We start from the raw sequence: 20,637 nt of genomic DNA on the forward strand, positions 1-20,637 counted from the left end.
CCTCCACGCAAGAGCCACCTGTCCAACAAACGTTCGTTTCTCGACACTGACGAGCGTCGAGAACGTGGCTCTCACCCCGCCTGGCCGGGTTGAACAGGGGCGTCACCGCCGTTTGCGGCTGGTGCCTCGTTCGTTAACGGCACCCTGAGTGCGGCGGGCCCCGGACTCCGGGTTGGGAGCCCCCGTGTCCCTGCCCGCCTCAGGCGGACCGTGTTTCGTTGCCGGCACCGGTTGTGTCCAACACTGTGCGCATCGTCCATACCGGCGGCCCACCGGGAGGCTGGGAACGATCGGTGATGCGGAAGCCGTACCGCTGGTAGAGGCTGACGTTGCGCTCCTCGGAGGTCTCCAGTCGCACGGCTCGGGCGCCCTGCCGTCCCGCTGCGTCAAGGCCGAACTCGATCAGGGCTCCCCCGAGCCCTTTGCCCTGGTGGTCTGGGTGCACTCCCAGGGTTTCCAAACTCCAGTCGTCGGGGTCCACGGACCGCTGGTCGGCGCCTGCCAGGCGGTCGATCCGGTCGCCGTACAGGGTGATGATCCGCTCGAGGGTCTCCTCGCCGGGCTCCGATGCGTCCGGAGGCAGGAGCGCGACCACCCCCTCACCGTCCTCGCTGACCGCAACGATCCCGTGGTTCAAGGCGTGGTTCAGGTAGAGGTGCTGGAGCCCGTGCAGCCGGGATGTGTAGTCGTCCTCGGGGATGACATAGCGCGTCCACGGGTAGTCGTCGAAGGCCGCGACCAAGGTGTCGACGACCGTGTCCAGGTCCTGGGGTGCGCCGAGGCGCAGGAACGAAGTCACGAAGGGTCCTCTTCTGGAGTGTGGGTGGATGGGTGGTCGGGGCCGGAGTCGATGATTGCCCGCAGGGTGGTCAGGTGCCGGTTGAACGCGTCGCGGCCCGCGTCGGTGATGCTGACCCATGTACGGGTGCGTCTGCCCGCGGCCTCCTTGCGGACGTCGACCAGGCCTGCTTCCAGGAGCACGGTAAGGGTCTGGGACAGGGTGGAGTCGCTGACCTCCAGGAGGTCAGCGAGAAAACGGAAGTCGGTCTCTTCCAGGTTCCGCAGCGCGGCTAGGAGCGAGAACCTCACCGGTGAGTGGATGAGCGTGTCCAGGTCCTTGCGCGGATGGCTCATCGACGCGAACTCGCCCACAGGCACGCCGCGATCGGGCTGGCCGCGACGGTGCCGGCCAGCACCCACCACCACGGCGAGGAGACCCCCACGAGCTGGAGGGCGGGGTCGAGCATCAGGGTGTAGAGCGCGAACCACGTTGCCACGGCGATGCCCGTGTTGCGCAAGCCGTGGCGCGGTGCCGACAGGCTGTGGCGGTACGCAGTCGCCCAGACCGGGGCCGAGGCCAGCAGTAGGAGGGCGAACGCGATCCAGTACGGAGCCCCGAACACGTCGATGGAGAGTGTGAAGGCCAGGGCGAACACGGTCTGCAGTGCCACGAACCACCGGAACCAGCGCACTGCGCGCAGCGCGCGGGCACCGACCTCCTGGCTGGTGGACACACGGGAAGCCGCATCATCGTAGGTGAAGTGCTTTTCTGCCATGAAATAACTTTATCACTCATAAAGTTATGATGGTGGGCGGACGGCCCGTATCTGTCGCCCTGACCGACTGTCAGCGGCGGAAGGGGCACCGGGGGCCCGCCGGGAGGCTGCTGCGCCACCTCACCTACGGAAGTTCCGGTCGGGACCGCTGACCGCACGGGGCCGTGGCCGGGACTCTCCGGCGGTCCGTGCGGGCCGGGGCGGTGGTACTCCTGTTCTGGGCGGCTGCATCCTTGACGGCAGGCGCGCTGGTGTTCACGCGCAGGGACGTGTGAGACCCGGAGAACGGGGGCGGGGAGTACGAATGGGCGAGTCCGACGACGCACGGGAGGCGGCAGGCCCGCGTGCCCGGGCGGTGGCCGTGCCGTTCAGGCGGGCGGCGGAGGAGTTCACGGGCACGGCCCTGGGGCTGCTCACCGCGGCCCTCACCCTCGTGTGGGCCGCGGCGGCCGTCCTGCTCCTGGTGCCGACGCTGGTCAGGCCCTCCGCCCACCGGCGGGCGCGGGCCGCCCTCTCCCGGTGGGCGGTACGCCTGTGCGATCTGGACCTGATCCGACTGGAGCGCTGGACGGGCTGCGCGGTCGAACCGCGGCCCGGCACCGCCTCCCGCGTGGCCTACCTGCTCCTGCGGCTGCCGCTGGCCCTGGTGTGCGGCTACCTGGCGCCGTCGACGGCGGTACTGGTGGCGGTGTTCCTGGGAGGGGCGGTGCTGGAGGCCGCCACGGGCACGGGGACCACCGTCCCGGTGGTCCTGCCCGGAGCCCGGCTGTTCGTCTCCAGTATCAACCTGGGCCTGACCATGGGGCTGGTCGTTGTCGCCGCGGTGTGGCTGGTCGTGGCCCTGTCCGGCGCCGTCGACCGGGCACTGGCCCGCAGCCTCCTGGGCCCCAGTCGCGAGGACCTGCTGAACCGCCGGATCGACGAGCTCACCCAGACCAGGTCCGGGATCGTCCGCGCCGTGGACGAGGAGCGCCGACGGATCGAACGCGACCTGCACGACGGGGCGCAGCAGCGCGTCGTGGCACTGGCGATGCTGCTGGGCCGGGCCCAGCGCGGCACCGACCCCGAACGGACGGCGCGGCTGGTCCGCGAGGCGCACACCGAGTCCCGGGTGCTGTTGGACGAGCTGCGCGACGTGGCCTGGCGGGTCTACCCGACCGCCCTGGACACCCTGGGGCTGGAGGCCGCTCTGACCGAGGTGGCCAGTCGTAGCCCGCTCCCGGTGACGGTGCGCTCGGACCTGCCCGCGCCGCCCCCGGGCGAGCTGGCCACGGCCGTGTACTTCGTGGCGCGCGAGTCCATCACCAACGCAGTCAAGCACGCCGGTGCCGGGGAGGTGATCGTGCACCTGGGCGGCCACGGCGGGGTGTTGGAACTGCGGGTCCTCGACGACGGCCGGGGCGGTGCGGACCCGGCCGGGAGCGGGCTGACCGGCCTGGCGCGACGGGTGCAGGCGCTGGACGGGACACTGTCGGTACACAGTCCCGAGGGCGGGCCGACCACGGTGCGCGCCACCCTGCCCCTCCCCGGCGAACAACGGATACGGAGCCCCCATGCGCCTGGTGATCGCTGACGACTCGGTCCTCCTGCGGGAGGGCCTGGTGCGGCTGCTGGAGGAGGAGGGCCACCAGGTGGTGGCCGCCGTGGGCGATGGCGAGGCGTTGCTGGAGGAGGTCGCCAAGCACACGCCGGACGCGGCCGTGGTGGACGTGCGGATGCCGCCGACCCACACCGACGAGGGGTTGCGCGCCGCCCTGCGCATCCGGGCCGAGCACGAGGGGGTGGCGGTGCTGGTGCTGTCGCAGTACGTGGAACAGCGCTACGCCGCCGAACTGCTCGCCGGAGCCTCGGGCAGGGTCGGCTACCTGCTCAAGGACCGGGTCTCGGACGTGGGGGAGTTCCTGGACGCCCTGGAACGGGTGCGCGGCGGCGGGGCCGCGTTCGACCCCGAGGTGGTGCGCCAGCTGCTGGCCCGCACGATCCACGCCGATCCGCTGGCACGGCTGACCCCGCGTGAGCGCGCCGTCCTGGAGCTCATGGCCCAGGGGTTGAGCAACACGCTCATCGCCGAGCGCCTGTTCGTGTCGCTGAGCGCGGTGGAGAAGCACGTGAACGCGATCTTCGACAAACTGGACCTGGGTCACACCGCCGGGTACAGTCGCCGGGTGCTGGCGGTGCTGCGCTACCTGGGCTCCTGAGGGAGGGGGCCGGGCCGCCCTGCCCACGCGGGGCCCTGGCCTCCACGGGCGGCGCCCGCCGCCGCCCCGTTCGGCGGGGGAGGGCAGGCCGCCCCCGCCCCGGGATCAGGCCGGGGGTGCGGCCAGGAACTCCCGGATCAGGGCGTTGACCCGCTCGGGGGACTGCCGGTTGACCCAGTGGCCGTTGTCCTCCAGGAGTTCCAGGCGGGCCCCGGGCACCCGACGGGCCGCCTCGACGGTCCTTCCCGGACGGACAGCGAGGTCCTTGTCGCCCTGGATGAACAGGGTGGGACACGAGATCTCGCCCAGGCGCGGACGCAGGTCCACCTTCATCCGCCAGGGGCCGATGGAGGCGTTCTGCCAGTCGGAGGAGCCGGCCCCGCTCCCGCGCACCTCCTCCATGACCTCCTCCACCACGGCGTCCAGGTCCGGGACCGGACCGGCGAACAGGCCGCGCCGCACGAAGCGCTCCACCCCCTCGCGGGTGCGGAACATTCGCTCGGGCAGGGTGCTGTTGAGGAACCTGCTCCGCGCGATCAGCCACAGCAGCTGGTGCACCCCGGGCGGGAAGGCGAGCATGCCGGCGGGGGCCAGGGCCACGAGCCGCTCCACCCGTTCGGGGTGGTCGATGGCGTAGGACAGGGCCATGGCCCCGCCCTGGGACAGGCCCACGAGCGCCACCCGGTCCAGGCCGAAGCGGTCCAGCACATGGGTGATGACGGCCGTCAGGGCGTCGTGGTCGGCGGTGCCGTTCCACGGCCTGCTGTGCCCCTGTTTGGGCCAGTCGGGCGCATAGACGCGGTGCTCGGCGGCCAGGACGGGGAGGAGGTGGCGCCAGCTGAGCAGGACGTTGTCCTGCCCGCCGCCGCTCAGCAGGACGACGGGGCTGCCCTGCCCTCCCGCCGTCACCACGCTCAGCCGCCCTTCGGGGCGGTCGATGACGGTGCGTTCGAAGGGGGTCGCGGAGTGGGTCATCGGACGTGGTCCTCCTGCCCGTGCCGCCAGCGCTGGAGCACGGCGGGGAGTTCGGTCTCCAAGAAACCGTAGAGCCGGTTGACACCGACCAGGCGTTCGCGCCGCTGGGGGGTGGCGTCCTCCAGGCCCCTCAGCCCGCGCTCGGTGACCTCGCGAAATTCCGCTGCCTGGGCGTAGCGGCGCTCCAGCATCCGGCTCCAGCCGTCGGCCGCGATGCGGAAGTACTCCTGGCGCTCACCGCGGCGGCGCACCCCCTCGACCAGTCCGCTGGGGGTGAGGAGGCGGGTGGCGGTGCTGATGGAGCTGCGGCTGACCTGCAGGACCTCGGCGATCTGGGCGGCGCTCTGCTCGGGCGGGTCGCTGATCAGCAGCCAGCCGATGACTCGGCCGGAGATCAGGGGCAGGCCCTCGCGCGCGAAGAACCCCGCGACGTCGTCGACGAAGGCCAGTTCGTCCTCTGTGGGTTCGCTCATGCCCCCACATTACAGTCATTGCAGTAATGACTGCAATGACTGCAATGTGGAGGGGTACGCGACCCACGAGAAGGTGGGGAGGCCGACAGCCCTGCTCCACCGAGCCCGGTTTACCGCGCGGCCACCCCGTGCGCCCGTCAGCGGCCCGCTGCCTCCAGGCGGGCGGTGCGGGCGTCGACGAAGCGGCCGGTGACACCGTCGGCGTCGAGCTCGAAGGCGGCCCCGACCCGCCCGTGGCCCCTTATCGGCTTGTCCTGTGAGCGGCGCTACCGCGTCCGATCACAGGCCGTGGTCGCGTCCACCCGTCACCAGAGCGCTCACGCGCGCCTCGGACTCGGCCGAGAAAGCGTCCCGGGCGGCCTCGACCGCCCGGCCGGTCTCCTCGGTGACCAGCTCCATGTTGATCTGCGCTCCCGCGCCCGCACCCGCCGCGGCGGAAGCGCCGACCTGGGCGGTCAGATCGGTCACGTTGCCCGCCACCCACACACCCGGCACGCTCGTGCGCCCGGCGGCGTCGGCGGGGACGAGTTCACCGGCCCCCGACGGGTGCTCCACCGACCGCAGCCCGAGGTCCGCGAGGAAGCCGGCGCGCGCCACCATCCGCGAGGAGACCACCACCGCCTCACGGGCGACGACCGTGCCGTCGGCCAGCCGCACACCCGCGAGGCGGTCGTCGGCCACCTCCAGGGACGCCACCTCACCGGCCACGACCCTGATGCCGCGGGCGGCGAACTGCTCCGCCTGCTCCTGGGTCAGCGGCTCCGCGGTGTGGGAGAAGAACGTGACGTCCTCGCTCCACTGGCGGAACAGCAACGCCTGGTGCACCGACATCGGCCCGACGGCCAGCACGCCGATGGCGCGGTCGCGGATCTCCCAGCCGTGGCAGTACGGGCAGTGCACCACGTCGCGCCCCCACTGGTCCCGCACCCCCGGGATGTCGGGGAGCTCGTCGACCAGCCCCGTGGTCACCAACAGCCGACGCGCGTGCACCGTCCGGCCGTCGGCGAGCGACACCGCGAACCGGTCTCCGTCGCGGGCCACCCCGTCGACCCGGCCGGGCACCACCTGGCCGCCGTAGCGCCGCACGTCCGCCCGGCCGCGCTCCAGCAGTTCGCCGGGCGCCGTCCCGTCCAGGGCCAGCAGCCCGTGGACGCCCTCGGCGGGAGCGTTGCGGGGAGCTCCCGCGTCGACCACCACGACCGTCCGGCGCGCCCGTGCCAGCATCAGCGCCCCGCTCAACCCGGCGGCGCCACCTCCGACGACGACCACGTCATAGCGGTCCTTCAACTCTTCGGTCACCATGACCACCTCCGCGTCCACCATGCGCGACCCCCGGCCAGAACGACAAGTTCTGTTGCCGTTATGGCAAAAAGGTGGTGTGGGAGACGTCCCGGGGAGCATGTGTGGCGGAACCGGACCGGGTGCACGGGCCGGTTCCGGCGGAGGGCCTGCCGCCACGGCCCTCGTGGGAGGGCTCAGGAGGGTTCGAAGGAGTCCAGCGCCTCGGCGCGCAGGTCGGCCTGGTCGGCCCATGAGGACGCGGCACCGGCCCAGGCGATCGTGTAGTGCACACCGGGCGTCACCGCGATGTTGCGGGTCAGCAGGCGCCGATCCTGGCCGTCGCTGTTCCACGTGAACTCCCACTCGGCGACCGAGTGGTAGTCACTGCCGTCGGTGGCGTCCTCCAACCGCACCCGCTCATAGCCGGGCATCCGTCCCGATTCGTGGACGTTCTGCTCCTGGCCCAGGACGTGCTGGTACTCGTCGTCGGTCGGGTGCTCGGCCAGGTCGACCTGGAGGTAGCTGCCGTCGTGGGGGGAGTCGTAGTAGACACTGCTGCCCGAGGTTCTGCGGATCCACCCGTCGGGTACCCCGATCCCGAAGCCCTGGGCCTCCTCGGTCCAGGTCGTCCCGCTCCCGGAGCCCTCCTCTCCTTCCTCCGGTTCACCCTCGCCTCCCTGGTCGGAGCCCTCTTCGGCGTCGTCCCCCTCTCCGCCACCCGCCGCGGGGCCGTCTTCGCCGCTTCCATCCGCACCGGAAGCGGCCGACGAGGAATCGGGGCTGCCTCCCCACGGATCGAGCGCGACCAGCAGGGACGCCGCGGCAACGAGCCCGGCCAGACCCAGGGTGAGCACCACGAAGGGCCAGGACAGCCGTCCTCCGCGGGAGGGCGCCGGTGGTGCCACCGGGACCGTCGGGCCGGGAGGGGACGCGGGCGTTCGAGGAACCGGACGGGTCGCCTGCGCAGGGGCGAACGCCGCCGGGGACGTCTGCCGGGTGGTACCGAACCCGGGCGGGAGCGCCGTCGTCACGGGCGCCGGCAGCGGTCCGGAGGGCGGGAGGACGGCCGTGGGGAAAGCGACCGCGGAATGCGTGCTGAGGGCACCGGCGCCCGCTTGGGCGGAGAGCAGTTCGCGGCATCTCTCGGCGTCGATCCGCCCCGCCGGATCCTTTACGAGGAGCCCTTGGACGGCCTGGCCCAGCGGCCCCCGCCCCAGGAGGTCCGGCGGCTCCTGGGAGGTGACGGCGTGCAGCGTCGCGGGAATACCCTCCCGGCGGAAGGGGGAGACCCCGGTGGCCGCGTGGTACAGGGTCGCACCGAGTGACCACAGGTCGCTCGCGGGGCTGGCCGGGTGCATGCTGAGGCGCTCGGGGGCCAGGTAGGCGGGGGAGCCGAGCACCCCGGCCGTCTGGGTGATCGAGGCGGTGTCGGAGATGGTGGCGATCCCGAAGTCGGTGAGCACCACCCGCCCCGAGTCGGTCACCATCACGTTCTCGGGCTTGACGTCGCGGTGGGTGATGCCCTGCCCGTGAGCGGTGGTCAGGGCACTGAGCAGGTCCAACCCCCACGCGGCGGCCTCCCGATGGTCTCGCGGACCGTCGTCGCGCACCAGCTCGTGCAAGGAGCGCCCGGTGAGGAACTCCATGACGATCCACGGTCGGCCGTCGTCCTCGACGATGTCGTGCACGGTGACGATGTTGGGGTGGCCGCCCATCGCCGCGGCCTGTGCCTCGCGCCGTGCCCGGGCCGCCGTGCGCCGGCGGTCGGTCTCGTCCTGGCCGGGGCCCAGGAGGATCTCCTTGACAGCCACGGTGCGGTTGAGCCGGGTGTCGTGCGCCCGCCAGACCCGTCCCATGCCGCCGCGGCCGATCTCGGCCAGCAGTCGGTAGCGCTCGCGCAGCGTGCGGTGCGGATCGGCGTCGGACCCCATCGGTCTCCCTCGCGGTACGGGGTCTGGCGACCTCGTGAACAGTGGACATCGGTGCGCGCGAGGGGCGCGGGACAGGGGCTTCCGCGCGTGCCGGGCGACCAGTCTAGTGAGAGGGGAGCGGGCCGCCGAACCGAGTCGAAACGCCCGGCGCGACCGCGCCCCACCCGGACATCCGCCGGGGCGGGGGCTGCCCGCCCACGCGCTCACGGAGTCCCCAGAAACGCACCTTTTCCGACCGGGCTCCGCTCCTCACCCCCGTCGGTCGGTAATATCCCGGACGTTCTACTCGAAGCCGCTGAAAGATCATTGGAGCGACGTCCGAATGTGGAGAGTTCTGTTCCTCGCCACACCGCTGACATTGTCCGTGGCAATCCTGCTGCTCTTTGCCTTCTCTCTCGTGCTCTCGGCCCTCGCGGTCCGCTCGTGGGGCTCGTTCCCTCAGAACACGCGAAAAGTACTGGCGGCGGTGGCGGCCGTCTACATCCTGGTTCTGGTGATGCCGGCCTCCGGTGCATCCCCGGCCGGCTCCAGCCGATTCGTCGAGTGGAACCCTCTGGGTTTCGTGGACGAACTCGCGAGGGAGGAAACCGTGGAGGAGAGCTTCGGCCAGTACCTGACCGACGGCAGCACCGCCCGCTACAGCCCCGAGGAACTCACCGAGCAGGAAAGGGAGGAGGTCCGGCGGGCGGGCCCGGTCGACTTCTACGTGTACGGCGCCCCCGAGACCGGCGCGTCCGTGGTCGACGCCGAGGGCGAGGCGGTACCGCCGGCCCAGGAGAGGATCGTCCTCGCCGAACTCTCCGAGGGGATCGAGGCGGCGGGTGAACCGTTGCAGTACCAGACCATGATCGTCGAGGAAAAGGCTCTGAACGCACTCCTGTTCGTCCCCCTGGGGATCCTGGCCTTCTTCTCCTTCTCGTCGTGGTGGGTGCGCCTGCTGTTCGGCCCGTCCCTTTCGGTAGTCGTCGAGGCCCTCCAATGGATCACGGCCATGGGAAAGGTTGCCGATACTGCGGATGCTCTCGCCAATTCGGCCCGCTGCTCCCGAACGCCCGGCAAGCCGCAAGGTATGCCGGGGCGAGGAGGAGACGAATCTGACGGAGGCCGGCACCCTTTCGGGTGCCGGCCTTTTTGTGTCCGGGCACGATTCAGGTCGCGGGGGTCCAGCCCAGCCAGGTGGCCACGGTCACCAGGGAGCTGATCACGGTCGTGATGGCCACGATCAGCCCCACGTGGCGGCGCAGCCAGGCCGACACCGAGGCCGGGCGACCTACTTCTCCGCAGGCTTCGCCTTCGGCTTCCCGAACGCCGGGTCGATGAGGACAGCGCCGAACGCCAGTACCGCACCGATCCCGATCGGCCCCCACACGAACAGCGCACGCCCGGATCGCGCCCCGGCGCACTCCGGCCCTTCCAGGTAGGCATTGGCGGGCGAGAACACCGACCCGCAGTCGGACAACGACATGGGCCCGGACTCGATGGGCAGCGCGCCCGCGATCACGCCAGCGACCGCCAGCGCGGCGCCGATCAGGATGACCAACTTCGTGGACTGAGACAGCGGCATAGCGCACACCTTCGGTCGGGGGAAGCGGTGAGCGGGGCCGCGGGGACACCAGTGTGTACCAGGACGAGACAGTACGGCAGGAGGTGAGCGGATTGGGGGGCGAACCAAGTAAGACCGGAAGGGCAAGGAAGTGCCGTTTAGGTAGCGTTGGATATTCCGCGAAAACTACCGGGACCCCCTCCCCGCCGAAGCGCTCACCCGCGAGCACACCGCCGACGTCGCCCGCGCTCGACGAGCTGCTGGACGGTGCCGCGGCTCAGCCCAACCTCGGCGGCGATGTTGGCGTAGGACAGGCCGGTCTCGATCCCGATTCCTCTGCGGAAACACCCCTCCTGGCCCGGCCCCACGTGCTTGGCTGGCCCCAGCACACCCCAGGAGGACACCATGCGCTTCTTCGTCCCCATGACGCTGGCCATGGGCGCGATCTTCACCTTCGAAGTCGCCTTCAGCACCATGTCCAGCCACGATGTAGTCCTCTCCCGAGGACTCGGTGAACTCGGCTACGTCGGCGCCGCCGCCGTATTCGCCTCCCCCGTCCTGGTCCTGCTGGTCCTGCTGCTGGTCCAGGCGCTGCACCCGGCCAGCAAGAGCCGGGACGCCTGGTTGGCGCTGCCCCTGCCAGCCCTTTACCCGCTTCTGTGCCTGGGCTTCGGCGCTGACCTGACCCGCTTGCCGGACAACAGCGATGACGTCGGCCTGCTCATCTTGCCCCTGGCTATCCTGCTGCCCCTGGTGGGCGCGCTCTTCCTCGTGTACATCCTGGCGCGGGAGAAGATCCGTAAGCGCGCCGGCCTGTCCCCGGAGAACCCCGTCGTGCAGTCCTGAAGCGGGGGCGGCGGCATCACCCGGGGGGGCGAACCAAGTACGCCGGAAAGCGGCAATGGCCTAGCGTTCCCTCAGGTCAGGAGGTAGACCAATCCGGCTGCGCGAGGTGATCTAGCGACCCGGCGTGGTTCGTCCCGGTATCGCCTAGTTCTGACCGCCGGTAACTGCTCTTATCAGTACGGTCAGACCGCCTCCGGGCTTCGATGGAAGACCCCGTTGCCCCTTTCCGGCGTATCTTGTCGGCCCCCGATCCTGACTCGCCGGAGCTGGACGAGGACGACGACGGGAGCGGTCAGGAGTGACGGGCAGGACCTGGCCGGCGGCGCACAGCGCGCGGCCCCCGACTCAGGGTGACTGCGGGGCGCCGTGTCGCAGGCCGTCGAAGAGGAGGGTGGTGATCTGCCGGGCCTCGACCAACCAGCCCTCCGTGGCGCGCATTCCGCAGATGCCGCCCAGGGCGCGCAACAGGGTGGAGCCTGTGACGTCGTCGCGGACGGTGCCAGCCGCGCTGCCGGCTTCGAGCAGCAGGGAGAGGGCGTTGGCCATACGGATGCGTGCGTCGTCGAAGACCGGTGAGTCCGTCGCCATGATGCTTTCCAGCACACTGGACATCCCCTTGCCCACCGCCGCGTGGTCCACGAGCAGCAGCAGGAAGCGCCGCAGCGCCTCCTCCGGGGCGTGTTGGTCCAGCAGGACGCCGGGCGCGGCGCACAGGTCGTCGACCTCTTTGCGGTAGATCTCCTCGATCAACGTTTCGCGGGTTTCGAAGTGGCGGTAGAGCGTTCCGACGGCGACGCCGGCGCTGCGGGCGATGTCCTCGACGTGCGCGTCGGTGTCGCCGCTTAGGAACGCCTGGCGGGCCGCGGACAGCAGTGCCTCGCGGTTGCGTCGCGCGTCGGCGCGCAGCGGGCGTGATGCCGGCAAGAGAACCTCCATAAGGTGAGTCCGGTTCCGTTTACGTGTATCGTTTCCGGAGTCAGGTTCATCTTACGGAGGAGAGACCTCATGCCCATCACGGACAACAGCCTCGACGGCCTTCGGGTACTAGTCACCGGCGGCAGCCGGGGCCTGGGCGCGGCGACCGTGCGCCGCTTCGTCGCCGCGGGCGCGACCGTGCTGACGGCCTCCCGCAGCCGGCCCGAGGAGGACAGCGGTGCCACATTCCTCGCGGCGGACCTCTCCACGCAGCAGGGTGTGGCCGAACTCGGCCGCCGCGTCGTCGAGCAGGTGGGCGGCGTGGACGTGCTCGTGAACAACGCGGGCGCGGCGAGCACCCCGGCGCCGACCCTGAGCCGGTCGGACGAATCCTGGCAGGCTGACCTGGAGATGAACCTCCTCAGCGCCGTGCGCCTGGACCGGGCCCTGGTGCCGGGAATGGTTGAGCGGGGCTCCGGCGTCGTCGTGCACGTCTCCTCGATCGCCAGCCAACTGCCTCAGCGCACCGAGGCGTCCTACGCCGCCGCCAAGGCCGCGCTCAACACCTACAGCCGCGAACTGGCCACCGAGGTCGGCGAGCACGGGGTGCGCGTGGTCTGCGTCCTGCCCGGCTTCGTCGTCACCGACGGTGCCACCGCCCACCTGAAACACATGGCCGAGAAGCAGGGCATCACCACCGAAGAGGTCACGCAGCAGATCGTGGACCACCTGAAGGTCCCCATGGGCCACCCCGGAGATCCCGAGGACGTCGCCGAGTTGATCGCCTTCCTCGCCTCCGGCCGCGCGAAGTGGCTCACCGGAGCGCAGTTCCGCGTCGACGGTGGCATCATCCCGACCGTCTGAGCAACCACCGACCAGTACGAACAGGACCCCCATGCCCATCACCCTGACCTCCGTGATCATCGACGCCGCCGACATCAAGAAGGAGAGCTCCTTCTGGCACCGGCTGCTCGGCGGCTCGCTCACCCCCACACCGACCCACCACTTCGTTCAGATCCCCGGCCACCCGGTGATCGTTGTCCAGTCCGCCCCCGAACACACCGCCCCGAACTGGCCGGACGGCACCTCCCAACAGATGCACCTCGACTTCAGCGTCGACGACCTCGCAACCGCCGACCGCACGGCCACCGACGCCGGCGCCACCCGACTGCGGCCCACCGACGAGATCACTCCGGAAACCCACACCGGCAGCCGCGTCTACGCCAGCCCGGCCGGACACCCCTTCTGTCTGCGCTCGACCTGAGCCGGTCGCCGTCCACCGAGCCGCGCCTGTCGGCAATCGATCGTTTGTCGGACAGGTGGCCGGAACGGTCCTGGAGGGCTCCGAATGGGGCCTGGGAGTGTCGGAAAAACGTGTTGAGAAAGCTGCCTGTCCAACAACACGGATAAGGCCCTTTTTCGTACACTCGGGGGATGGACTCCTCCCTCGCGCTTCCCGACGACCCCCTCGCCCCGGCCCCTGCCGGCGGCGGGGCCCTGGTCGGCTACGCCCGCGTCTCCACCCTCGACCAAAAACTCGACCGCCAGCTGCGCGCCCTCGAGGCCGCGGGGTGCGTCAAGGTCTTCGCCGACAAGAAGTCGGGCAAGGACGCCCAGCGGCCCGAGCTGAAAGCCTGCCTGGCCTACCTGCGCCCCGGCGACACCCTCATCGTGCCCTCCCTGGACCGGCTCGCCCGCTCCCTGGCCGACCTCATCACCCTGGTCGGCGACCTGCGCCGCGCTGGGGTGGGCTTTCGCTCCCTGCACGAAGCCCTGGACACCACCACCCCGGGCGGCAGGCTCGTGTTCCACGTCTTCGCCGCCCTAGCCGAGTTCATCCGCGAACTCATCGTGGAGGGGACCAAGGAAGGCTTGGAGGCCGCCCGCGCCGCCGGCACACGCCTGGGGCGGCCCCCGGCGATGACCCCGGAGCAGGTCCGTCACGCCCGCGACCTGCTCAGCCGCCCTGAGAACTCGGTGGCCTCGATCGCCCGCCTGCTCGGGGTGTCCCGCTCGACCCTGTACAAGCACGTGCCGGAGCTGTCCGGAGGCCGCCGCACCGAACTGACGGAGAGCCCGTGAACCCCTGCCCGCCCGCGCGCTCTGGGCCTGGGAGAGGGTTCCTGGCCGCCCTCGAAGCTACTCAGCGGTTACTTTGCGGCTCGCCGTAGCTTCGGGAGAACCGAGCCAATTCTTCGGGCCACCTCGTCGGCGTCGGCCTGGCCGCGGTCGCGTCCGTCCTGATCGCGCTGCGCAGGAAGGAACCAGAAAGTCGGGTGGGATAGCCGAACCGGGCGTTCAAAATCCTGTTGTTGCGCCCCGGGGCGCACCTCGCCCTCCTGCGGGCCAGGAGAGTTACGCACCCGCCAGGGCGCCGGACACGGACCCAAGTGAGTACGCGGGTGGGACCCGGCGCCGGCCGTGCCCGTCTGGTCGCGAACACGGCGACCACCTGGCGCCGGCTCATGCCCGACACGCTCGCCAACGAGAAAGCGCCTCGACGCAACCAGGCAACAGAGGCTCCAAGAGCCTGAGAAGGCAAACGGAACCGGCTCCACCGGACCCGGTCCTTCCGCACCTACCCGGCGGTCGCTGTGACGAGCCCTACCAGTGGCGGTGGTTGTGGACGGCCGATGCGGGAACCGAGCCGCAGGGTGCGGCCCCTAATCTGGGGAACGCTGTTCCACCCCCGCCGAGAGGACCCCCCCCCCGTGCCCCCCGTTTTCCCGCTCCTGGTCCTGCTGCTGATCGGGGCGGTGGCCGTGATGGTCAACCCTCACCTGGTGTGGAAGGCGAATTCGTGGCGCTACCGCAACCCCGAGCACAACGAGCCCTCGGACATGGCCTATGGGGCTTACCAGGTCAGCGCGGCAGTCATGCTCGTTGCGGTCATCGCGTTGATGGCGTCCCTGCCCTGGCAGCGAGACAGCCCCCCGAGACCACCGGTGGAAGCACAGGCCTCGCCGTCCCCCGAGTATGAACCCTTCGAGGCCTCCCGCCAGGACGTCACGACGACCACCACCGACGCGGGACGCATCCGCGCCTACAGCGTGGACGAGCAGACCGTGACCGTGTACATCAGGCGCGGCCTGTGCGCATCCGCCCAGGTGCCGCCCACCGCGGAGGAGGAAGAGGAGCGGGTCGTGATCAGCTACGCGTGGTGCGATCCCGACCGCGCCGAGCCGACCATCGCCCACACGGTGGAACTGGATGAGCCGCTGGAGGACCGGGAGGTCGTCGACACCGACGGCGAGCCGCTGCGGGCCTGCGGCCCCGACGAGGTGCGGCAGAGCTGTCCCCTGTGAGCCGGGCGGGGCAGGTGTACTGACCACAGAGGTCAAAAACACCCAGCGCCGAATCCTGTACCCATGTTCCTCAACCCCTGGTACGTCGAGCTACACGCAACCGAGAGCCCGCCGCGGGCCCCTCTCTCGCTTTCGACACGGAAGCGGGGGAGGGGCCACGCCGAAGCCCGTGTCCTCTTCCCGACCTGGCTGGCCAAGTACAGTCGCGGGTCACGCAGGTCCATCTCCCCCGGCTTCTTCGCAGTGAACCCGGGGCGCGGTCGTGTAGAGAGCATCTGCGACCGTGATCATGGCCTCCCGTTCCCGTCGCGGACGGGGACCGGGTGGGAGGTTCTTCAGGGCGGGTCCGAAACGGGCGAAGAACTGGTCGGCGTCATCGATGCCGTCCGGCAGTTCGATGAACCACCGGAAACCGCAGGGTTGGGAGGGCACCCGCGCATCGGTGAGGTAGTCGTGAATATCCGCGTCAACCGCCGACCGGTCGCCTCGTGTGCGCTCCTCGACTCTGACGGTGCGCTGCCCACCGCTCTCGTAGACCACGTTGACAGGCGCCGGGGGGCGCACGTCCAGGCAGCGGACCATGTGCTCAGGTCCGGCAGCCCAGGCGAACAGGGCATGCCAACCGGATTCGGGGACCTCGAAGAACCTCCGTCCATCGCCCGTTTCAGTCTCGGTCGGCGGTTCTCCGATGATCGGAACCGCCGACCATGAACGCTCGTGCATGAGCGCACCCCCCTGCCTTGCGATGATCTGCCCGTTTGCTCCGGAGGGAACGAGCAGGATGTGCTCTCGTCCATGATCGGAGGGCGGTGGAAATCCTGTGAATTCAACGAAGGTATACCCCTGGGGCCATACCCCTGAGCGAACACGTAGCCCTCCACGGTTCCATGGTACTGGAGAGGGGCTTCCAGGCGATTGCCGGCGACCGGACCGAAGTTCGCTCGACAGTTGCCTTCATGGATATCGAATTCAACTTCGCAGGCGCGATACAAGTGGAGCCAAATGAATTGGGAAGGAGAATGCCCGAAGGATTGAATCACGCGGGAGGCAAGGAATATATGGCTGCCTTCGTTCTGTGCGCGTCGCATGCGGAGCTCCATTTCAGCAGGTGGCGCCTGTCGGAGCCGACGCAGGAGGTAAGGCGAAGCCGTACTCGGCCCCGGGCGGGGTGTGGTGGGGCTCGCAGCCGAGCAGCGCAGCATCGCCTGGGAATTGGGCGGCCCCTGGAACGAGGCCTGCCGGGTACCCAACCTCTCAGGCCGGTACACCTAAGGGTTCGTGGCCACCAACACCTCCGTGGCCTCCAGGAGAACCGGACGCCCTGACACGCCGCCGCGAGGGCGGTCCCCGGCCCCCGATTTTCCTTGACGTCACCTCCGATGAGTGAACCGGCGGCGCGTCAATGAGGATTGACGAACGCGGGCACAAGGAAGCCCTCGCGCAACGGTGCGCGGGGGCCGTCGTGATCTCGCTGTCCCGCCTGCCTCGCCCCTCGCCGCGGCTTCGTGAGAACCGTGCCAGGAGGGAGGCACTGGTAGTACGTGGCACGGATCCTCGCTCCACGGCGGTTGAGTCTCAAGCCGCTTGAGACCCGATAGTGGCGGTATGTACGACAACGAGCTGTACCCGATCGGGGACGCCGCGCACCGCAGCGGCCTGAGCGTCAGCGCCGTCCGGTTCTACTCCGACGCCGGGGTCATCACCCCCACACGCCTGACCGAGGCCGGCTACCGGCTCTACGACGTCCACGCCATCGCCCGGCTGGAGCTCGTCCGGACCCTGCGTGAGCTGGACGCCGGCCTGGAGGACATCCGTCAGGTGCTCGACGGTGAGACGACCCTGCACGACCTCCTCACCGCCCATCTGGAGATCGTCGAACGCCAGGAACGCGGCCTGCGCGCGAAACGGGCCGTTCTGAGGACCCTGGTCCAACAGAAGGGAACCGCCGCCCAGGCGGCGCTCCTGCACAAACTCGTCTCGATGTCCGACGAGGAGCGCGAACGGCTCGTCGACGAGTTCTGGAACGAGGTCGGCGCGGACCTCGACGTGCCCCCCGAGTTCGTCGAGCGGCTGCGGCAGTTGCGGCCGCAGCTGCCGCAGGACCCCACCGCCGCCCAGCTCGAAGCCTGGATCGAACTGGCCGACCTGATCCGGGACCGGGAGTTTCGCGACGCGGTCCACACCTATCTCCAGAGCACCTACGCGACCGAGCCGGGCAAGCTCTTCGCCGCCTCTCCGGTGCAGGAGTTCATCTACGGAACGGGGATGCTGATCATGCAGGACATCATCACCGTCTACCGTTCCGGGGCGCCCGCGGAGTCCCCACGCGCCCAGGAGGTGGTCGTCCGCCTGGTCCAGGCCACGGCCGAGCTCGGCGGCGATGAGGCCACCGCCGGGTTCCGGGACAAGATGGCCTCGTACTTCACCGAAATGATCAAGCTCATGGACGAGGAGGAGGCGGTGGAGGACCCCTGGTTCGACAGCACGCACGGCAGGTACACGAGCCTGGTGGCGGTGATCAACGGGACCCCGCCCGAGGGGGAGGAGGATCCGGTGCCCTGGCCGTGGATCGTGGCGGCCCTGCGCGCGTGAGCCCCCGGGGCTCACGCGCCCCGCACGAAACCGCCCCCGTCCTGCCGCGCGCCGCCCGGAATCGATCGCCATCTCGGACCCGCGGGTCACGCCGCTGCACCTGGACCTGCTGGACGGGGAATCGATCTCGGAGGCGGTCGTAGCGGCGCGGGACGTCACACTGCTGGTCAACAACGCCGGAATCAGCACGGGCGCGGACCTGATGACCGACGACCTGGACATGATCCGGCAGGACCTGGAGACACACCTCTTCGGCACCCTGAGGGTCATCCGCGCCTTCGCTCCGGCCCTGGCCTCCAACGGCGGGGGAGCGATCGTCAACCTCCTCTCCGTGCTGTCGTGGGTGGCCACCGCCGAAGGGTCGGGGTCCTACTCGGTGGCCAAGGCCGCGGAGTGGAACATGACCAACGGTGTGCGCGTCGAACTCGCCGGCCAGAAGACCCTCGTCCAAGGCGTACACTTGGCGGCTGCGGACACCGACATGATGGCAGGACGCGACGCACCCAAAATCGACCCGGTGGATGTCGCACGCGCCGCCCTCGACGGAGTACAGGCGGGAGCCGTCGAGGTACTGGTCGACGGCCCCAGCCGCTTCGTCAAGTCCGCCCTCGCCGGCGACCCGGCCCAGCTCTACGGCCGGCCGCCGGGCAACTGACCGTACTGCGCCGTGCCTGTCGGCAACGGTCGAATGGCGACGGGCACGGCGGGCGTCCAATGAACCCGGACGTTCCGGCCCCGGGGCGGCACCGATCCGACCAGAATCGAACCGCGTGACCCTCCCGGACACCTCGCTCCGGGTCACCCGTGGACCAGGCCCGATCCGTCCACTGCCAGTGCCATTTCTGTGTTCTCCTTGTTTCTGATTCTCGTCAGAGGTCTCTGGTCGCAGCCGCGATCAGGGCACGTTGTGGCCGACGGCCTGAATGAGGCCGTTCCCGCGTTCTGTTGAAAGCGCGACAGGCTAGGAGCGGGAGCTTCTGTTGGTAGAGGTGGTGACAGGGCCCCTGGCTCCACGCCCAGGCGGCCTAATCCACCACTTCGACTCTCGTGTCCTGGCCCTCGAAGCGCGCGAGATCGCCCTCTGCCGCGTCGTAGGTGCCCAGGTGGATCGTCTGGTCGGAGTACCCGATTCCGTCGGTGTTGTAGTAGAAGCCGATGTTGCCCCACGGGACGAAGTAGATGAGGTCGCCGTCCTTCGGGTCGGAGCCGGGCGATCCCTGCCAGTTCAGCTCTCGGGGCAGATCGGCGATCTTCTCCCGCCCGTTGAACTCCTCGAACTCAAGGTTCATCGGCGGCATGGACAGGAAGTCGCGGGTCGCGGGGCTGTCCTCGCCGATGGTCACGTCCACGGTCTCGGATCCTGCCGTGAACCGGACCACGGTGCCCACCACGCTCTGGCCCGACGATGACGGCGAGGAAGTTGTGGCCGTCGGGCCGGGGGTCGCCTCGGCGCCCTGGGGCGGCGACGCGGCCTGGCTGGGCGGCCCTGTCTCTTCTGTGTCGGGGCCGGTGCTGCAGCCGGCCAGCAGGGCGACACCGACGAGCGGCACGAGCAGCGCAGGCGCGCCGCGCCTGACGAGGGACGGTCTTCTCATGCCGTTCCGCCGCCGACCAAGGTCCCGAACGCGCCGCGGTCGCGGTGCAGGGACCAGATGCGCTCGGCCAGGGCGTCGGGCTCATGGTCGGGCTCGCCGCCGCCGATCCCGCGGGGGATGATCAGCTCAGCGACGTGGATGCCCTCGGGGGCGAGGGCATCATGGAGCATCTGGCCGTAGGCGCTCTCCCGGGCGAACGCGACGGAGGTGCCGGCCACACCGCCGCTCGGGCGGACAGCGCTGCCGCCGTTGACGAGCAGGATCAGGCGCAGGGAACGCCCCAGGGGCGCGAGCTTCTCCTGGTCGTGGAAGTCGTCGAAGCCGGCCTCGAAGGGCAGCAGCGCCACGATCTGGTCGGCGCCCAGGTCCTCGCCGATGCGCAGGGTGATGTTCACGGAGCGAGTCCTCTCCAAGCCCAGGCCTCCAGCTGACTGTGGGCGATGCCTGTCAGGTGCTGGGCTTCGAGCGCTGTTCGTCCATGGTCGCCGCGGACGATGCGCGTTCCTCGCTGGCAACCCACGAGGCGAGCAGCTGCATGCGCTCGGCCGACGGCGATCCGGGCTCGGCGACGTAGATCGTCAGCGTCAGGCCGGGCTCGGCCTCCAGGTCCATCCCCTCGTAGGCCAGCGTCATCTCGCCGACGGCCGAGTGGTGGAACGTCTTGAACCCCGTGCCGTGGTGCCTCACGTTGTGCGCGCCCCACAGGCGCCGGAACTCGTCGCTGCGGGTGGAGAGCTCCCCGATCAGGTCGTGCAGCTCCTTGTTGTGCGGGTCGCGGCCCCCCTCGGTGCGCAGGATCGAGACCGTGATCTCCGCGAACGCCTCCCAGCCCGGGTAGAACTCGTAGGCGCGCTCATCGAGGAAGGTGAACCGCGCGATGTTCGGCGGCTGCCCGGGCATGTCGTACGTGTCCTTGTAGAACGCCCGGCCCAGCGCGTTGGCCGCGAGCAGGTCCATGCGGCCGTTGCGGACGAACGCGGGCCCGGCGGTGACCGCGTCCAGCGTCCACTGCAGGCTCGGATGAGGCATCCAGGACTTCGGGCTTCGCCTACGAGGGGGCCGGGCCACCGGGCTCGCGGCGTGGGCGAGATCGAACAGGTGGGCCCGCTCGGCGGCGTCCAGTCGCAGCGCCTTGGCGATGCTGTCCAGGACCTCCGGGGACGCACCGCTGATCGCTCCGCGCTCCAGCTTCGTGTAGTACTCGACGCTCACCCCGGCCAGGGTGGCGACCTCGCTGCGGCGCAGCCCCTTGACCCGCCGGTTCGTGCCCGCCGGCAGCCCAACGTCACCGGGCGCGATCTTCTCCCGTCGCGTGGTGAGGAACTCGCGGACCTCGGCTCGATTGTCCATGGCTTCAACGGTAAACGGCCAGGCCGGGCCTGAGGGAGTCCCTGGTGGTACCCCTATCGGGCGGGTCTCCCGCTCGC

The 20,637-nt window shown here is 70.1% G+C and carries 24 protein-coding genes; 10 read left to right on the forward strand and 14 right to left on the reverse strand.

Annotated features, from left to right (window positions below):
* Positions 1-199 precede the first annotated feature (199 nt).
* The 3 genes from ACFWTE_RS03165 to ACFWTE_RS03175 are packed head-to-tail and all read right to left on the reverse strand — an operon-like array spanning position 200 to position 1,556.
* On the reverse strand, positions 200-799 hold the full coding sequence (locus ACFWTE_RS03165) for a GNAT family N-acetyltransferase (RefSeq protein WP_378777458.1): 600 nt from the start codon (positions 797-799) through the stop codon (positions 200-202).
* Entirely contained in the window at positions 796-1,134 is a 339-nt protein-coding gene (locus tag ACFWTE_RS03170) for a transcriptional regulator (protein ID WP_378777460.1), read from the reverse strand. The genes ACFWTE_RS03165 and ACFWTE_RS03170 overlap by 4 nt, the downstream gene beginning before the upstream one ends.
* The gene (locus tag ACFWTE_RS03175) at positions 1,131-1,556 is read right to left on the reverse strand and encodes a hypothetical protein (RefSeq protein ID WP_378777462.1); all 426 of its coding nucleotides are present in this window, start codon (positions 1,554-1,556) and stop codon (positions 1,131-1,133) included. The genes ACFWTE_RS03170 and ACFWTE_RS03175 overlap by 4 nt, the downstream gene beginning before the upstream one ends.
* 304 nt (positions 1,557-1,860) lie before the next feature.
* Between ACFWTE_RS03175 and ACFWTE_RS03180 the strand changes: the two genes are divergently transcribed.
* Both ACFWTE_RS03180 and ACFWTE_RS03185 read left to right on the forward strand, forming a co-directional pair.
* The gene (locus ACFWTE_RS03180) at positions 1,861-3,129 is read left to right on the forward strand and encodes a sensor histidine kinase (protein ID WP_378777464.1); all 1,269 of its coding nucleotides are present in this window, start codon (positions 1,861-1,863) and stop codon (positions 3,127-3,129) included.
* Entirely contained in the window at positions 3,110-3,754 is a 645-nt protein-coding gene (locus tag ACFWTE_RS03185; RefSeq protein ID WP_378777466.1) for a response regulator, read from the forward strand. Before ACFWTE_RS03180 ends, ACFWTE_RS03185 begins: the two co-directional genes overlap by 20 nt.
* Positions 3,755-3,859: 105 nt before the next feature.
* Here ACFWTE_RS03185 and ACFWTE_RS03190 read toward each other — a convergent pair whose 3' ends face one another.
* From ACFWTE_RS03190 to ACFWTE_RS03205, 4 genes are all read right to left on the reverse strand, one after another.
* Positions 3,860-4,729 carry an alpha/beta fold hydrolase gene (locus tag ACFWTE_RS03190; RefSeq protein ID WP_378777467.1) on the reverse strand — a complete coding sequence of 290 codons (870 nt, stop codon included), beginning with the start codon at positions 4,727-4,729 and terminating at the stop codon, positions 3,860-3,862.
* Complete coding sequence (locus tag ACFWTE_RS03195; protein ID WP_378777469.1) at positions 4,726-5,202, reverse strand: GbsR/MarR family transcriptional regulator; 477 nt, start codon at positions 5,200-5,202, stop codon at positions 4,726-4,728. Before ACFWTE_RS03195 ends, ACFWTE_RS03190 begins: the two co-directional genes overlap by 4 nt.
* A gap of 279 nt (positions 5,203-5,481) precedes the next feature.
* Positions 5,482-6,504 (reverse strand): NAD(P)/FAD-dependent oxidoreductase, encoded by a 1,023-nt coding sequence (locus tag ACFWTE_RS03200; protein ID WP_378777565.1) that lies wholly within the window; start codon positions 6,502-6,504, stop codon positions 5,482-5,484.
* A gap of 173 nt (positions 6,505-6,677) precedes the next feature.
* Positions 6,678-8,414: a protein kinase gene (locus ACFWTE_RS03205; RefSeq protein ID WP_378777471.1), complete on the reverse strand. Its 1,737-nt coding sequence runs from the start codon at positions 8,412-8,414 to the stop codon at positions 6,678-6,680.
* Positions 8,415-8,778: 364 nt separating this feature from the next.
* Here ACFWTE_RS03205 and ACFWTE_RS03210 point away from each other — a divergent pair, with 364 nt between their 5' ends.
* Complete coding sequence (locus tag ACFWTE_RS03210; protein ID WP_378777473.1) at positions 8,779-9,615, forward strand: VanZ family protein; 837 nt, start codon at positions 8,779-8,781, stop codon at positions 9,613-9,615.
* A 69-nt stretch (positions 9,616-9,684) separates the two neighbouring features.
* On the opposite strand, the gene ACFWTE_RS03215 is transcribed toward ACFWTE_RS03210, so the two are convergent.
* Positions 9,685-9,978, reverse strand: a complete 294-nt coding sequence (locus ACFWTE_RS03215; RefSeq protein WP_378777475.1) for a hypothetical protein — start codon at positions 9,976-9,978, stop codon at positions 9,685-9,687.
* Positions 9,979-10,172: 194 nt separating this feature from the next.
* Entirely contained in the window at positions 10,173-10,433 is a 261-nt protein-coding gene (locus ACFWTE_RS03220) for a sigma factor-like helix-turn-helix DNA-binding protein (protein WP_378777477.1), read from the reverse strand.
* Between ACFWTE_RS03220 and ACFWTE_RS03225 the strand changes: the two genes are divergently transcribed.
* A complete protein-coding gene (locus ACFWTE_RS03225) occupies positions 10,330-10,803 on the forward strand; it encodes a hypothetical protein (protein WP_378777569.1) in 474 nt (157 codons plus the stop codon). The two genes, ACFWTE_RS03220 and ACFWTE_RS03225, sit on opposite strands and share 104 nt — an antisense overlap.
* A 345-nt stretch (positions 10,804-11,148) precedes the next feature.
* On the opposite strand, the gene ACFWTE_RS03230 is transcribed toward ACFWTE_RS03225, so the two are convergent.
* Complete coding sequence (locus tag ACFWTE_RS03230) at positions 11,149-11,727, reverse strand: TetR/AcrR family transcriptional regulator (protein WP_378777478.1); 579 nt, start codon at positions 11,725-11,727, stop codon at positions 11,149-11,151.
* Between the two features lie 81 nt (positions 11,728-11,808).
* Here ACFWTE_RS03230 and ACFWTE_RS03235 point away from each other — a divergent pair, with 81 nt between their 5' ends.
* The 4 genes from ACFWTE_RS03235 to ACFWTE_RS03250 all read left to right on the forward strand — a co-directional run bounded on the left by ACFWTE_RS03235 (position 11,809) and on the right by ACFWTE_RS03250 (position 15,023).
* Positions 11,809-12,582: an SDR family oxidoreductase gene (locus ACFWTE_RS03235; protein ID WP_378777480.1), complete on the forward strand. Its 774-nt coding sequence runs from the start codon at positions 11,809-11,811 to the stop codon at positions 12,580-12,582.
* A 31-nt stretch (positions 12,583-12,613) separates the two neighbouring features.
* The gene (locus ACFWTE_RS03240) at positions 12,614-12,982 is read left to right on the forward strand and encodes a VOC family protein (RefSeq protein ID WP_378777482.1); all 369 of its coding nucleotides are present in this window, start codon (positions 12,614-12,616) and stop codon (positions 12,980-12,982) included.
* A 170-nt stretch (positions 12,983-13,152) separates the two neighbouring features.
* Positions 13,153-13,800, forward strand: coding sequence for a recombinase family protein (locus ACFWTE_RS03245; RefSeq protein WP_378777484.1), 648 nt, complete (start codon positions 13,153-13,155; stop codon positions 13,798-13,800).
* A gap of 629 nt (positions 13,801-14,429) precedes the next feature.
* Positions 14,430-15,023, forward strand: a complete 594-nt coding sequence (locus ACFWTE_RS03250; protein WP_378777486.1) for a DUF6199 family natural product biosynthesis protein — start codon at positions 14,430-14,432, stop codon at positions 15,021-15,023.
* Between the two features lie 210 nt (positions 15,024-15,233).
* On the opposite strand, the gene ACFWTE_RS03255 is transcribed toward ACFWTE_RS03250, so the two are convergent.
* Positions 15,234-15,746 carry a DUF5956 family protein gene (locus tag ACFWTE_RS03255; RefSeq protein WP_378777488.1) on the reverse strand — a complete coding sequence of 171 codons (513 nt, stop codon included), beginning with the start codon at positions 15,744-15,746 and terminating at the stop codon, positions 15,234-15,236.
* Positions 15,747-16,628: 882 nt separating this feature from the next.
* On the opposite strand from ACFWTE_RS03255, the gene ACFWTE_RS03260 reads away from it, so the two are divergent.
* The gene (locus tag ACFWTE_RS03260; RefSeq protein WP_378777490.1) at positions 16,629-17,615 is read left to right on the forward strand and encodes a MerR family transcriptional regulator; all 987 of its coding nucleotides are present in this window, start codon (positions 16,629-16,631) and stop codon (positions 17,613-17,615) included.
* 70 nt (positions 17,616-17,685) lie between these two features.
* The gene (locus ACFWTE_RS03265; protein ID WP_378777567.1) at positions 17,686-18,270 is read left to right on the forward strand and encodes an SDR family NAD(P)-dependent oxidoreductase; all 585 of its coding nucleotides are present in this window, start codon (positions 17,686-17,688) and stop codon (positions 18,268-18,270) included.
* A 370-nt stretch (positions 18,271-18,640) separates the two neighbouring features.
* Here the strand turns inward: ACFWTE_RS03265 and ACFWTE_RS03270 are convergent, their stop codons facing one another.
* Genes ACFWTE_RS03270 through ACFWTE_RS03280 form a run of 3 tightly spaced genes read right to left on the reverse strand, consistent with a single transcriptional unit; the run spans position 18,641 to position 20,560 of the window.
* A complete protein-coding gene (locus ACFWTE_RS03270) occupies positions 18,641-19,210 on the reverse strand; it encodes a cyclophilin-like fold protein (protein ID WP_378777492.1) in 570 nt (189 codons plus the stop codon).
* Complete coding sequence (locus tag ACFWTE_RS03275; RefSeq protein WP_378777494.1) at positions 19,207-19,605, reverse strand: hypothetical protein; 399 nt, start codon at positions 19,603-19,605, stop codon at positions 19,207-19,209. Before ACFWTE_RS03275 ends, ACFWTE_RS03270 begins: the two co-directional genes overlap by 4 nt.
* A gap of 52 nt (positions 19,606-19,657) precedes the next feature.
* Positions 19,658-20,560, reverse strand: coding sequence for a helix-turn-helix domain-containing protein (locus ACFWTE_RS03280; protein ID WP_378777496.1), 903 nt, complete (start codon positions 20,558-20,560; stop codon positions 19,658-19,660).
* Between the last annotated feature and the right edge of the window lie 77 nt (positions 20,561-20,637).

It is taken from the genome of Nocardiopsis sp. NPDC058631, from assembly GCF_042716955.1.
GTDB lineage: Bacteria > Actinomycetota > Actinomycetes > Streptosporangiales > Streptosporangiaceae > Nocardiopsis.

What these genes read in the sequence shown, in the direction of transcription:
- ACFWTE_RS03170 (WP_378777460.1), bottom strand. Translation starts at nt 1,134, where the DNA reads ATGAGCCATCCGCGCAAGGACCTGGACACGCTCATCCACTCACCGGTG.
- ACFWTE_RS03175 (WP_378777462.1), bottom strand. Translation starts at nt 1,556, where the DNA reads ATGGCAGAAAAGCACTTCACCTACGATGATGCGGCTTCCCGTGTGTCC.
- ACFWTE_RS03180 (WP_378777464.1), top strand. Translation starts at nt 1,861, where the DNA reads ATGGGCGAGTCCGACGACGCACGGGAGGCGGCAGGCCCGCGTGCCCGG.
- ACFWTE_RS03185 (WP_378777466.1), top strand. Translation starts at nt 3,110, where the DNA reads ATGCGCCTGGTGATCGCTGACGACTCGGTCCTCCTGCGGGAGGGCCTG.
- ACFWTE_RS03190 (WP_378777467.1), bottom strand. Translation starts at nt 4,729, where the DNA reads ATGACCCACTCCGCGACCCCCTTCGAACGCACCGTCATCGACCGCCCC.
- ACFWTE_RS03195 (WP_378777469.1), bottom strand. Translation starts at nt 5,202, where the DNA reads ATGAGCGAACCCACAGAGGACGAACTGGCCTTCGTCGACGACGTCGCG.
- ACFWTE_RS03200 (WP_378777565.1), bottom strand. Translation starts at nt 6,504, where the DNA reads ATGGTGACCGAAGAGTTGAAGGACCGCTATGACGTGGTCGTCGTCGGA.
- ACFWTE_RS03205 (WP_378777471.1), bottom strand. Translation starts at nt 8,414, where the DNA reads ATGGGGTCCGACGCCGATCCGCACCGCACGCTGCGCGAGCGCTACCGA.
- ACFWTE_RS03215 (WP_378777475.1), bottom strand. Translation starts at nt 9,978, where the DNA reads ATGCCGCTGTCTCAGTCCACGAAGTTGGTCATCCTGATCGGCGCCGCG.
- ACFWTE_RS03220 (WP_378777477.1), bottom strand. Translation starts at nt 10,433, where the DNA reads ATGGTGCTGAAGGCGACTTCGAAGGTGAAGATCGCGCCCATGGCCAGC.
- ACFWTE_RS03235 (WP_378777480.1), top strand. Translation starts at nt 11,809, where the DNA reads ATGCCCATCACGGACAACAGCCTCGACGGCCTTCGGGTACTAGTCACC.
- ACFWTE_RS03240 (WP_378777482.1), top strand. Translation starts at nt 12,614, where the DNA reads ATGCCCATCACCCTGACCTCCGTGATCATCGACGCCGCCGACATCAAG.
- ACFWTE_RS03245 (WP_378777484.1), top strand. Translation starts at nt 13,153, where the DNA reads ATGGACTCCTCCCTCGCGCTTCCCGACGACCCCCTCGCCCCGGCCCCT.
- ACFWTE_RS03255 (WP_378777488.1), bottom strand. Translation starts at nt 15,746, where the DNA reads ATGCACGAGCGTTCATGGTCGGCGGTTCCGATCATCGGAGAACCGCCG.
- ACFWTE_RS03260 (WP_378777490.1), top strand. Translation starts at nt 16,629, where the DNA reads ATGTACGACAACGAGCTGTACCCGATCGGGGACGCCGCGCACCGCAGC.
- ACFWTE_RS03270 (WP_378777492.1), bottom strand. Translation starts at nt 19,210, where the DNA reads ATGAGAAGACCGTCCCTCGTCAGGCGCGGCGCGCCTGCGCTGCTCGTG.
- ACFWTE_RS03280 (WP_378777496.1), bottom strand. Translation starts at nt 20,560, where the DNA reads ATGGACAATCGAGCCGAGGTCCGCGAGTTCCTCACCACGCGACGGGAG.